The sequence below is a fragment of the Pseudomonas sp. AO-1 genome, assembly GCF_019775695.1.
Lineage (GTDB): Bacteria > Pseudomonadota > Gammaproteobacteria > Pseudomonadales > Pseudomonadaceae > Aquipseudomonas > Aquipseudomonas parakoreensis.
Genome location: NZ_CP079947.1, coordinates 6,542,258 through 6,554,266, shown reverse-complemented (window position 1 = coordinate 6,554,266; position 12,009 = coordinate 6,542,258). Strand labels below are relative to the sequence as shown.

Here is a 12,009-nt window from a genome sequence, read left to right as displayed (position 1 = left end):
AAACAATCGCCCCACTAATGTCACATTGATATTTCCGCGGCGACCTGTCCCTCAGCGTGTGATCCAGTTCCTATTTTGAACTTTCCGACATACGGTCATTCCGGTTGCCAATCATCCGACGCAGCAGCACGTTTTGCTGTGATTCAAGACAAGAAGTCCTGGGAAATCTTTACCATGCGTTTGCACTTGTTCAAGGCTCTACCCTTCGCTCTGGCCGCCTCTTTCGCCCATGCACAATCCTTACCGGAAGCCATGCAACAGGCGCTGGATGTCCATCCGGAAATCCAGGCAGGGGTCAACAGTCGTCTGGCCGCGGATTATCAGTTAAAGGCTGCGAAAGGTGGATACCTGCCCAAGGTCGACCTGCTGGGTGGTTATGGCCGTGAGGGCACCGACAGCGTGACCACGCGCGCCAACGGTGGCGGCAACCACTGGGAGACGCTGAACCGCAGTGAGTCAAGTTTACGTCTCTCGCAAATGGTCTTTGACGGTTTTGCGACGTCGAGCGAAGTCGGGCGTCAACAAGCCACCGTCAACTCCCGCGCCTACTCCCTGCTGGGGACTTCCGAGCGCACCGCGCTGACCGTCGCCCAGGTGTACCTGGACGTGTTGACCCGCCGCGAATTCGTGCGTCTGGCCGAAGAAAACCTCAAGAGCCATCAGCGCATCTACGACCAGATTCAGCTGCGCACCCAGCGCGGCGTCGGCAGTGGTGCCGACCTCGATCAGGCCGAAGCGCGGATGGCACAGGCGCGTAATAACCTGATCACCGAGCAAACCAACCTCGCTGACTCCGAGACCAACTTCCTCAGTGCCGTCGGCCAGATGCCTGACCAGTTGGAGCGTCCGGCGCCGTTCATGGCGATGATGCCGGCCAACCTCAATGAAGCGCGGCAGCAGATGCTGGAAAACAGCCCGATCCTGCGCTCGGCCGAGTCCGATATCGCTGCTGCCGAGAAGCAGTACGAAACCGCCAAGTCGACCTTCTACCCACGTTTCGACGCCGAGCTGGGTCGCACCGCCGACAACGATCTCGACGGTCAGAACGGCCATAACAACGAGTGGCAGGCCATGCTGCGCATGCGCTTCAACCTGTACTCCGGTGGCAGCAACAAGGCCGATCTGGAATCCAAGTCGTACCTGTCGAACCAGGCGCTGGACATCCGCAACAACGCCCTGCGTCAGTTGAACGAAGAACTGGGCCTGGCCTGGAACGCCCTGAACAACGCCAATGCGCAGGTGCCGATCGCTCAGCAGTACGTTGATCACAGCACCGCCGTGCGTACCGCTTACCAGCGTCAATTCAGCCTCGGCGAGCGCACCCTGCTCGATTTGCTCGACAGCGAAAACGAGTTGTTCACCGCTTCGCGCCGTTTGGCCGAGATCAAGAACATTCAGTTATTTACTCAGTATCGAATCAAGGCGACCATGGGCGAGTTGCTCAAGAGCCAGGGAGTGGTCGCACCGTTGGCATCCGTCGTGCAGAACGATGTGAAGCCGAAGGTCCAACTGCCGGGTATGAATTGAGCAGAACCTTCATTGTTCAATTGTTAGCCAAGAGTGCCGAGCGTGGAATCAGAAGTCAGTCGAGTTCAACTCATTCATGATCCGCGCGCGATGCACGACGATCCGTTGCTGGATGGTCTGCTCGCTCTGTGCATGCTGCACCAGAAACCCGCCAGTGCGGCGATGCTCACCACCGGTCTGCCGCTGCCCAAGCAGCGCCTGAGTATCGAGTTGCTGCCCCGCGCAGCGGCTCGCGCCGGGCTGCAGGGTCGGGTGCTGCAACGCAAGCTGGAAGAGATTCCGGCGATTGCCATGCCGGCGCTGTTGCTGCTCAAGGATGGCCGCAGCGCCGTCCTGCTCGGCTGGCAAGGTGACAACGAAGCCCGGGTGCTGCTCAGCGAAAGCGACGGCGGCGAATCGGTGGTCAGCCGCGAACTGCTGGCCGACGACTACACCGGCAAAGTGTTCTTCGCCCAGCCGCAGCACAAATTCGACGTCAACCACGGCACGCTGATCCCGCGTGCGCGCTCGTGGTTCCGCGACACCCTCAAGCGTTCACGCTGGCTGTATGCCGATGCGATCGCCGCCAGTTTCCTGATCAACATCATCGCCATGGCCGCGCCGCTGTTCGTGATGAACGTCTACGACCGTGTGGTGCCGAACCAGGCCGAGGCGACTCTGTGGGTGCTGGCGCTGGGCATCACCGGTGCCTACATTTTCGATCTGATTCTCAAGAGCCTGCGCAGTCTGTGCCTGGATCTGGCCGGCAAGAAAACCGACCTGATCATCTCCGCGACGCTGTTCGAACGCATCGTCGGCATGGCCATGAAGTACCGCCCGGCGCGGGTCGGCAGTTTCGCGCAGAACATCCATGAGTTTCAGAGCCTGCGTGACTTTCTCGCCTCGCTGACCCTGACCAGCCTGATCGACCTGCCGTTCACCATTCTGATTTTCATCGTCATCGCCATTCTCGGCGGGCATCTGGTGTGGATTCCGGTGCTGGCGTTCCCGATTGCCTTGTTGATCGGTTACGCGCTGCAGAAACCGCTGGTCGCGACCATGGAGCGCACCATGGCCCTCGGCGCCGAGCGGCAGTCGAGCCTGATCGAAACCCTCGCCGGCCTCGACGCGGTCAAGGTCAACAACGCCGAAAGCGAACGCCAATACCAGTGGGAGCAGACCATCGGCACCCTCAGCCGCCTCGAGCTGCGGGTGAAAATGCTCTCCGGTCTGGCGATGAACATCACTCTGCTGATCCAGCAACTGGCCGGGGTGATCATGATCGTCTTCGGCGTGTACCAGATCATCGCCGGCAACCTGAGCATGGGCGGTCTGATTGCCTGCTACATGCTCAGCGGCCGCGCGCTCAGCCCGCTGGCCTCGTTGTCCGGTCTGTTGACCCGCTACCAGCAGGCGCGGGTGACCATGACCTCGGTCGATCAGATGATGGAGCTGCCGCAGGAGCGCAATTTCGAAGAGCGTCCGCTGAGCCGCAAGGTATTGCAGGGCGCGATCGAGTGCCGTCAGCTGAACTTCACCTACCCGGAACAACAGAACCCGGCGCTGAAGAACATCAACCTGGTGATCCGTCCCGGCGAGAAGATCGGCATCATCGGCCGCAGCGGTTCGGGCAAGAGTTCGCTGGCGAAACTGCTGGTCGGCCTGTACCAACCGGATGACGGCGCTCTGCTGGTAGATGGCGTCGACATCCGCCAGATCGACGTCAGCGAACTGCGCTACAACATCGGCTACGTGCCGCAGGATATCCAGCTGCTGGCCGGTACCCTGCGCGACAATCTGGTCTCCGGAGCGCGTTATGTCGAAGACGAGCTGGTACTGCAAGCCGCAGAACTCGCGGGCGTGCACGAATTCGCCCGTCTGCACCCGCAAGGCTATGAACTGCAAGTCGGCGAGCGCGGGCAGAACCTGTCCGGCGGCCAGCGGCAGAACGTTGCGCTGGCGCGGGCGTTGCTGCTCAACCCGCCGATCCTGCTGCTCGACGAACCGACCAGCGCCATGGACAACACCGGCGAAGAACGCCTCAAGCAACGCCTGGCTGCCGTCGTTGAAAACAAGACCGTGGTACTGGTGACGCACCGGGCCTCGCTGCTGTCGCTGGTCGACCGCCTGCTGGTGGTCGACCGTGGACAGATTCTCGCCGATGGCCCGAAAGCCGCCGTGATGGAAGCGTTGAAGAAGGGGCAGATCAGTGTTGCTTAAGTCGGGTGTCAAAGAGTCGATCCGTCGCTACTTCAAGGGTTCTGCCTCGCTGCAGGGCCAGCCGCTGCCGGAGGTCAACAAGGCGCTGATCGAGGACGCCCCGCGCGTCGTGCGCCTGACCATCTGGGCAATCATCGGCTTCTTCCTGTTCCTGCTGCTGTGGGCCAACTTCGCCGTGATCGACGAAGTGACCAAGGGCGACGGCAAGGCGATTCCGTCGTCGAAGATCCAGAAAATCCAGAACCTGGAGGGCGGGATCGTTTCGGAAATGTTCGTCAAGGAAGGCCAGATCGTCGAGGCCGGCGCACCGCTGATTCGCCTGGACGATACGCGATTTGCGTCCAACGTCGGTGAAACCGAAGCTGATCGCCTGTCGATGCTGTTGCGTGTCGAACGCCTGAGCGCCGAGGTCGATGACCGTCCGCTGAACTTCCCGGAGGACGTGCTCAAAGCCGTGCCGGGTCAGGCGAAAAGCGAAGAGTCGTTGTACATCAGCCGTCGTCAGCAATTGCATGACGAAATCGGTGGCCTGCAGGAACAACTGATTCAGCGTCAGCAAGAACTGCGCGAATTCAGTTCCAAGCAAGCGCAATATCGTCAGCAACTGGGCCTGCAGCGCCAGGAAATCAACATGTCCGAACCACTGGTGGCACAGGGTGCCGTATCGCCGGTGGAAGTGCTGCGCCTCAAGCGTGCCGAAGTCGAAACCCGTGGTCAGCTCGACGCCACCACGCTGGCCATCCCGCGCGCCGAATCGGCGATCAAGGAAGTACAACGCAAGATCGACGAGACGCGCGGCAAATTCCGCAGCGAAGCGCTGACTCAGCTCAACGAAGCCCGCACCGACCTGAACAAGGCCCAGGCCACCGGCAAAGCGCTGGAAGACCGGGTCAGCCGGACGCTGGTCACCTCGCCGGTGCGCGGCATCGTCAACAAGTTGCTGGTCAACACCATTGGCGGCGTGATCCAGCCGGGCAGCGACATGGTGGAAATCGTGCCGCTGGACGACACCTTGCTGGTCGAAGCCAAGATCCGCCCGCAGGACATTGCCTTCCTGCATCCGGGGCAGGAAGCGATCGTCAAATTCACCGCGTACGACTACACCATTTATGGCGGGCTGAAAGCCAAACTGGAGCAGATCGGTGCCGACACCATCACCGACGAAGACAAGAAAACCACCTACTACATGATCAAGGTGCGCACCGAGCGCAGCCACTTGGGCACCGATGACAAGCCGCTGCTGATCATTCCGGGGATGGTCGCGTCGGTGGATATCATCACCGGCAAGAAGTCGGTGCTGAGCTATCTGCTCAAGCCGATCATCCGGGCGCGGGCCGAGGCGTTGCACGAGCGTTAATTCTCTAGTGGTCATTACCGCCTCATCGCTGGCAAGCCAGCTCCCACAGAGTTTTCGGCTGGAACACGATTGTGTGCTCGACATCGGAAACTGTGGCAGCTGGCTTGCCAGCGAAGGCGCCAGTGAAGTTGCCCCATTACGCCTAGAAGTGACGCAAATCGTCACTCACCATCCCGTCCATTCCTCACCAACCGCCATATCGTTATTCATTAACGGTATTTAATTTCCAATTCTTATAGCTTTAAAGTCACCCACCTGCGTACCTGCCGACCAATCGGCGCGCCGCACGACCTGAACCGACACGCAATCCAGCGTGAGTGTCTGATCGACGTGCGCGCCTGTGAGCGCGCCGTGCGTGGGAGATTGAAAGATGTCCGCAGCTACTGCCACCCCAAGCGCCGCGACTGCCGCGCCGCAAAGCTTTGAAATCCGTCCGTTCAGCGGTGCCGTCGGTGCCGAGATCATCGGCCTGGACCTGACCCGGCCGGTCAACGATCAGGACTTCGCGCGCATTCATCGCGCGCATCTGGATCACCATGTCGTGGTGTTCCGCGACCAGCGCATCACCCCGCAACAGCAGATCGATTTCAGCCGCCGCTTCGGCGTGCTGCAGATCCACGTGCTCAAGCAGTTCCTGCTGGCCAATCACCCGGAAATCCTCATCGTTTCCAACATCGTCGAGAACGGCCAGAACATCGGTCTGGGCGACGCCGGCAAGTTCTGGCACTCCGACCTTTCCTATAAAGAGCTGCCGAGCCTCGGTTCGATGCTACATGCCCAAGAGTTGCCGTCCGAGGGCGGCGACACGTTATTCGCCGACATGCACAAAGCCTGGGACAGCCTGCCCGAGGCGCTGCGCAAAGCCGTGGAAGGCCGCTCTGCCGCGCATTCCTACACCGCGCGCTACAGCGAAACCAAATTCGAGGGCAACTGGCGCCCGACCCTGACCCCGGAGCAACTGGCGCAGGTCGCCGAAGTGGTGCACCCGATCGTTCGCACTCACCCGGAAAACGGCCGCAAGGCGTTGTTCGTCAGCGAGGGCTTCACCACCCGCATCGTCGGCCTGCCGGAAGACGAGAGCAAACAACTGCTGGCCGAGCTCTACGCCCACAGCGTGCTGCCGCAAAACATCTACCGCCATCAGTGGCAGCCCCACGACATGGTGTTCTGGGACAACCGTTCGCTGATCCACCTTGCCGCCGGCTGCCCCGCGCACCTGCGCCGCAAGCTGTATCGCACGACCATCCAGGGCGACGCGCCTTTCTGATTTGCCGGAGATTCGATCATGTCCAAACGTCTTCCATTTGCACCGCTGGCGGCGGCCATCGGCCTGGGTTTCAGCCTGCTTGCCGGTAGCCTGGTGGCGCCAACCGTGGCCCACGCCGAAGGTGAAATCCGCATCGCCGAACAGTTCGGGATTGTCTATTTATTGCTCAACGTGGTGCGCGATCAGGGCCTGATCGAGAAGTACGGCAAGCAGCAAGGCCTCGACATCAAGGTCGACTGGACGCAGCTTTCGGGCGGCGCGGCGGTCAACGATGCGCTGTTGTCGGGTTCTATCGACATTGCCGGCGCCGGCGTCGGCCCGCTGCTGACCATCTGGGATCGCACCCACGGCAAGCAGAACGTCAAGGCCGTCGCCTCGCTCGGCAACTTCCCGTACTACCTGGTCAGCAACAATCCCAAGGTCAAAACCATTGCCGACTTCACCGAGAAGGACCGCATTGCGGTGCCGGCGGTGGGCGTGTCGGTGCAGTCGCGCTTCCTGCAATTCGCCGCGGCCAAACAATGGGGAGACAAGGAATTCAATCGCCTCGACAAGTACACCATCGCCGTGCCGCACCCGGATGCGACCGCTGCGCTGATTGCCGGCGGCACCGAGCTGACCGGGCATTTCTCCAACCCGCCGTTCCAGGATCAGGCGCTGCAGAATCCCAGCGTGCACGTGGTGCTCAACTCCTACGACATCCTCGGCCCGAACTCGCCGACGGTGCTGTTTGCCACCGAGAAATTCCGCAACGACAACCCGAAAACCTACAAAGCTTTCGTCGAGGCGCTGAGCGAAGCCGCGCAATTTGCGCAGAACGATAAGGGCGCGGCGGCGGACACCTACATCCGCGTGACCAAGGCCAAGATCGACCGCGCCGAGCTGCTGAAAATCATCGACAACCCGCAATTCGAATTCAGCGTCACGCCGAAAAATACCTATCCGCTGGCCGAATTCCTCTACCGCGTCGGCGCGATCAAGAACAAACCGGAGTCGTGGAAGGACTACTTCTTCCAGGACGCCAAACCGCTGCAAGGGAGCTGATCGAGATGAACGCCCCTTTGCAAGGCCACGCGGCCAGCAACCCGGTCGCCAGCACGCAAGCGCTGCTGGCGGTGGATAACGTCAGCCTCGAATACCGCACTCCGCAACGGGTGGTGCAGGCCACCCATCAGGTCAGCTTCGAAATCGATCCGGCGGACCGCTTTGTACTGCTCGGCCCGTCCGGCTGCGGCAAGTCGACTTTGCTCAAGGCCGCTGCTGGGTTCATCGCACCGAGCGAAGGCGAGATTCGCCTGCAAGGTCAGCGGGTCGAGGGACCCGGTCCGGACCGGATCGTAGTGTTCCAGGAGTTCGATCAACTGCCACCGTGGAAAACCGTGAAACAGAACGTGATGTTTCCGCTGCTGGCCTCACGAACCCTGAACAAAAAAGACGCTGAACAACGCGCGCTGCACTATCTGGAAAAAGTCGGACTGGCGGCGTTTGCCGACGCCTATCCTCACACCTTGTCCGGCGGCATGAAGGCGCGGGTGGCGATTGCCCGGGCGCTGGCGATGCAGCCGAAAATCCTTCTGATGGACGAGCCATTCGCCGCGCTGGATGCGCTGACCCGGCGCAAGATGCAGGAAGAATTGCTGCTGCTCTGGGAAGAGGTGCGCTTCACCTTGCTGTTCGTCACCCACTCGATTGAAGAGGCGCTGGTGGTCGGCAATCGCATCTTGCTGCTGTCGCCACATCCGGGGCGGGTACGCGCTGAAGTGCACAGCCATCAATACGATCTGCAAAGCCTCGGCGGCGTGGCATTTCAGGAATCGGCACGGCGCATTCACCGCTTGCTGTTCAATGAAGGCCAGTCGCCGGAGACCGAGCGTGACCATGACTTCAACGACATTCGTATCGCTTATTGAGCGTTCTGGAGGATTGCCCGATGAGCCAACCATCGTCTGTACGACAAGAGTTTGAAACCGTCCTTGAACCATTGACCAGCGTGCCGCTTGAGCGCGAATTGCCGTTGGCGCAACGCCTGTGGCAACAGGGCTGGTTGCGTAAGAGTGTGATCCTGATTCTGCTGGCGATCCTCTGGGAAGTGATCGCCCGGGTGCAGAACAACGACCTGTTGCTGCCGAGCTTTCTGCAGACCGGCCATGCGCTGTACGACGGCCTGCTCAGCGGCGAGCTGCTGGGCAAGGTGTGGATATCGCTGGTGGTGCTGATCAAGGGTTACCTGATCGGCATCGTCCTGGCATTCGCCCTGACCACGCTGGCGGTGTCGACCCAGTTCGGTCGCGACCTGCTGAGCACCCTGACCTCGATGTTTAACCCGCTGCCGGCGATTGCCTTGCTGCCGCTGGCGTTGCTCTGGTTCGGTCTGGGGCAGAACAGCCTGATTTTCGTGTTGGTGCATTCGGTGCTGTGGGCGCTGGCGTTGAACACCTACGCAGGCTTTCTCGGCGTCTCGGAAACCCTGCGCATGGCCGGGCGTAACTACGGGCTGAAGGGCATGCGTTTTGTGCTGTTTATCCTGATCCCGGCAGCGCTGCCGTCGATCCTCGCCGGGTTGAAAATCGGCTGGGCGTTTGCCTGGCGCACGCTGATCGCCGCCGAGCTGGTGTTCGGCGCCACCAGCGGCAAGGGCGGGTTAGGCTGGTACATCTTCCAGAACCGCAATGAGCTGTACACCGACAAGGTGTTTGCCGGATTGGCGGTGGTGATCCTGATCGGGTTGCTGGTGGAGAATCTGGTGTTCGACACGCTGGAGCGGGTCACTGTAAAACGCTGGGGCATGCAGCGCTGATGTGTATTGACTGAGCTGGCCCTATCGCTGGCAAGCCAGCTCCCACAGGAGTTTCGCCGGCCATAGACTTTGTGGAAGCTCACAATCCTTGTGGGAGCTGGCTTGCCAGCGATGGCGTCCTTGCAACCACCACCAGACTTGAGGGATGTTTGCTAGCATTGCACCCGGATCAATCCAGATCAGCCACGAGTGCTCTGCATGCAACTCCCGGACATGAATCTCCTGGTCGCCCTCGACGCCCTGCTCGACGAGGGCAGTGTGGTTGGCGCCGCGCGGCGGATGAACCTCAGCCCTGCCGCCATGAGCCGCACCCTGACGCGTATTCGCGAAGCCATTGGCGATCCGATCCTGGTGCGCGCCGGTCGTGGCCTGGTACCCACCCCCAAAGCCCTCGAATTGCGCGAGCAGGTGCGCGATGTGGTCGAGCAGGCGGCGCTGCTGTTTCGCTCCGCCGACAGCGTGGATTTGGGTACCTTGCGGCGGCGTTTCAGCATCCGCGCCAACGACTTTTTCATCGGCGTATATGGCGGCAAGCTGTTCGACACCCTCGACCAGCAGGCGCCGCACTGCGAATTGCGCTTCGTCCCCGAAGGCGATGGCGACGACGAAGCGCTGCGTGAAGGACGGATTGATCTGAGTGTCAGCAACACCCGTCCGGTGACCCCGGAAGTCAAAGTGCAGAACCTGTTCTCCACGCATTTTGTCGGTCTGGTGCGTGAGGATCATCCACTGCTCGACGGCGAAATCACCGCCGAGCGCTATGCCGGTTATTCGCATATCAGCATGTCGCGTCGTGGCATTGCTCGCGGCCCCATCGACACTGCGTTGAACGCCTTGGGCCTGGAGCGGCGGGTGGCGGTGATTGCACCAAGCTTCCACGCGGCGATGTTTGCCTTGCCCGATTCCGACCTGATCCTGCCGGTGCCCAAGGAAGCGTTGCTCAGCGTGCGCCGACTGGGCCTGAAGCTGCGCTCGTTCAATCTGCCGATCCCGTTGCCGACGCTGATGCTGACCCAGGCCTGGCACCCGCGCTTCGACAAGGACCCGGCACACCGCTGGCTGCGCGAAACGCTCAAGGCGTGTTGCGACGAAACCTGGCTGGCCGCGCAGCCCTGAAGGGCCAAAAGATCGCAGCCTTCGGCAGCTCCTACAGGGAAGCGCAGTCCGTAGGAGCTGCCGAAGGCTGCGATCTTTTACTTTAAACTATTGTGTCTGACGCACTTATAACCTGCCGATAAGTCAATTTTCGTCAGCACTAAGCCTTACTAAAATGCTCCGGTATTTTTCCCTCCGGAGTGTGTATTCATGACATCCCTGACCGTCCCGGCGCCCGTCGCTGCGGCCAGTCCGGCGACGGCGGCCACGCCACCGGTGTTTGGCGCGCGGATCATCACCGGCCTGGTCGGCGTGCTGCTGGCGGTGCTGGTCTCGGGCCTCAACGAGATGGTGACCAAAGTCGCGTTGGCCGACATCCGTGGTGCGCTGAACATCGGTTACGACGAAGGCACCTGGCTGGTGTCCTGCTACGCCGCGACTTCGGTGGCGGCGATGGCGTTTGCGCCGTGGTGCTCGGTGACGTTTTCCCTGCGCCGCTTCACCCTCTGCGCGATCAGCCTGTTCACGCTGCTCGGCGTGCTGTGCCCGTTCGCCCCGAACTACGAAAGCCTGTTGCTGATGCGCACCTTGCAAGGGCTGGCCGGCGGCGCGTTGCCGCCGATGCTGATGACCGTCGCCCTGCGCTTTCTGCCGGCCAATTTCAAACTTTATGGCCTGGCCGGCTATGCGCTGACGGCGACGTTCGGCCCGGGTCTTGGCACGCCGCTGGCCGGGTTGTGGAGCGAATACGTCGGCTGGCAATGGACGTTCTGGCAAATCATCGTGCCGTGTCTGATTGCCATGGCGATGGTTGCCTGGGGCATTCCGCAGGATCCGCTGCGCCTGGAACGCCTCAAGACGTTCAACTGGAAAGGCCTGCTGCTGGGTTTTCCGGCGATCTGCATGCTGGTGATCGGCTTGCTGCAAGGCAATCGGCTGGACTGGTTCGAGTCGAACCTGATCTGCGCATTGCTCGGCGCCGGCGCGCTGTTGCTGCTGGCGTTTCTGATCCATGAATGGTCGCAGCCGATTCCGTTTTTCAAGCTGCAGATGCTCGGTATTCGCAACCTGGCGTTCGCACTGATGACCCTGGCCGGGGTGCTGGTGGTATTGCAGGCGGTGGTGCTGATTCCGTCGAGCTATCTCGCGCAGGTGCAGGGTTATCGCCCGGTGCAGACCGCGCCGATCATGCTGATCGCGGCGTTGCCGCAGCTGATCGCGCTGCCGCTGGTGGCGGCTTTGTGCAACCTGCGCTGGGTCGATTGTCGCTGGGTGCTGGGCATCGGTTTGAGCATGCTCACGCTGTCCTGTCTGGGCGGCTCGCTGCTGACTTCAGAGTGGATCCGCGACAATTTCTACGTCCTGCAATGGTTGCAGATTTTCGGTCAGCCGATGTCGGTGCTGCCGCTGTTGATGCTCTCCACCGGCAGCATCCAGCCGCAGGACGGCCCGTTCGCTTCGGCGTGGTTCAACACGGTGAAAGGCCTCGCGGCGGTGATCGCCACCGGCGTCATCGAGGCGCTGACCACCGCGCGCCTGCATTTTCACTCGACCATGTTGATCGACAACCTCGGTAATTCACCGTTGGCCGATCGCAGCGATCCGGGCCTTGCCCATCGCCTGCACGAACAGGCCGTGGTGCTGACGTCCTCTGATCTCTATGTGTGCATGGCCGGCGTCGCGGTGGCGCTGATCCTGCTGATTTTCTGGCTGCCGACGCGGATTTTTCCGCCGCGCGCGCCGACCTGATTGCTTCACAGATACCGA

9 protein-coding genes are annotated in these 12,009 nt (G+C 61.3%); all 9 read left to right on the top strand.

Annotated features, from left to right (window positions below; translation table 11 throughout):
• Positions 1-174: 174 nt before the first annotated feature.
• The 9 genes from KVQ82_RS29920 to KVQ82_RS29880 all read left to right on the top strand — a co-directional run bounded on the left by KVQ82_RS29920 (position 175) and on the right by KVQ82_RS29880 (position 11,991).
• Positions 175-1,527, top strand: a complete 1,353-nt coding sequence (locus KVQ82_RS29920; protein WP_041070916.1) for a TolC family outer membrane protein — start codon at positions 175-177, stop codon at positions 1,525-1,527.
• A 42-nt stretch (positions 1,528-1,569) separates the two neighbouring features.
• Positions 1,570-3,726 carry a type I secretion system permease/ATPase gene (locus KVQ82_RS29915; protein ID WP_095137824.1) on the top strand — a complete coding sequence of 719 codons (2,157 nt, stop codon included), beginning with the start codon at positions 1,570-1,572 and terminating at the stop codon, positions 3,724-3,726.
• Positions 3,716-5,083, top strand: a complete 1,368-nt coding sequence (locus tag KVQ82_RS29910) for an HlyD family type I secretion periplasmic adaptor subunit (protein WP_041070920.1) — start codon at positions 3,716-3,718, stop codon at positions 5,081-5,083. The genes KVQ82_RS29915 and KVQ82_RS29910 overlap by 11 nt, the downstream gene beginning before the upstream one ends.
• 370 nt (positions 5,084-5,453) lie before the next feature.
• Positions 5,454-6,350: a TauD/TfdA family dioxygenase gene (locus KVQ82_RS29905; protein ID WP_139053661.1), complete on the top strand. Its 897-nt coding sequence runs from the start codon at positions 5,454-5,456 to the stop codon at positions 6,348-6,350.
• A gap of 18 nt (positions 6,351-6,368) precedes the next feature.
• Complete coding sequence (locus KVQ82_RS29900) at positions 6,369-7,394, top strand: ABC transporter substrate-binding protein (RefSeq protein WP_222017419.1); 1,026 nt, start codon at positions 6,369-6,371, stop codon at positions 7,392-7,394.
• 5 nt (positions 7,395-7,399) lie between these two features.
• Positions 7,400-8,260 carry an ABC transporter ATP-binding protein gene (locus KVQ82_RS29895; RefSeq protein WP_222017418.1) on the top strand — a complete coding sequence of 287 codons (861 nt, stop codon included), beginning with the start codon at positions 7,400-7,402 and terminating at the stop codon, positions 8,258-8,260.
• A 20-nt stretch (positions 8,261-8,280) separates the two neighbouring features.
• Positions 8,281-9,147 carry an ABC transporter permease gene (locus KVQ82_RS29890; protein WP_108181302.1) on the top strand — a complete coding sequence of 289 codons (867 nt, stop codon included), beginning with the start codon at positions 8,281-8,283 and terminating at the stop codon, positions 9,145-9,147.
• Between the two features lie 198 nt (positions 9,148-9,345).
• Complete coding sequence (locus KVQ82_RS29885; protein WP_041070933.1) at positions 9,346-10,263, top strand: LysR family transcriptional regulator; 918 nt, start codon at positions 9,346-9,348, stop codon at positions 10,261-10,263.
• A gap of 189 nt (positions 10,264-10,452) precedes the next feature.
• Positions 10,453-11,991, top strand: a complete 1,539-nt coding sequence (locus tag KVQ82_RS29880) for an MFS transporter (protein ID WP_222017416.1) — start codon at positions 10,453-10,455, stop codon at positions 11,989-11,991.
• The last annotated feature ends 18 nt before the right edge of the window (positions 11,992-12,009 follow it).

What these genes read in the sequence shown, in the direction of transcription:
- KVQ82_RS29920 (WP_041070916.1), top strand. Translation starts at nt 175, where the DNA reads ATGCGTTTGCACTTGTTCAAGGCTCTACCCTTCGCTCTGGCCGCCTCT.
- KVQ82_RS29905 (WP_139053661.1), top strand. Translation starts at nt 5,454, where the DNA reads ATGTCCGCAGCTACTGCCACCCCAAGCGCCGCGACTGCCGCGCCGCAA.
- KVQ82_RS29900 (WP_222017419.1), top strand. Translation starts at nt 6,369, where the DNA reads ATGTCCAAACGTCTTCCATTTGCACCGCTGGCGGCGGCCATCGGCCTG.
- KVQ82_RS29895 (WP_222017418.1), top strand. Translation starts at nt 7,400, where the DNA reads ATGAACGCCCCTTTGCAAGGCCACGCGGCCAGCAACCCGGTCGCCAGC.
- KVQ82_RS29890 (WP_108181302.1), top strand. Translation starts at nt 8,281, where the DNA reads ATGAGCCAACCATCGTCTGTACGACAAGAGTTTGAAACCGTCCTTGAA.
- KVQ82_RS29885 (WP_041070933.1), top strand. Translation starts at nt 9,346, where the DNA reads ATGCAACTCCCGGACATGAATCTCCTGGTCGCCCTCGACGCCCTGCTC.
- KVQ82_RS29880 (WP_222017416.1), top strand. Translation starts at nt 10,453, where the DNA reads ATGACATCCCTGACCGTCCCGGCGCCCGTCGCTGCGGCCAGTCCGGCG.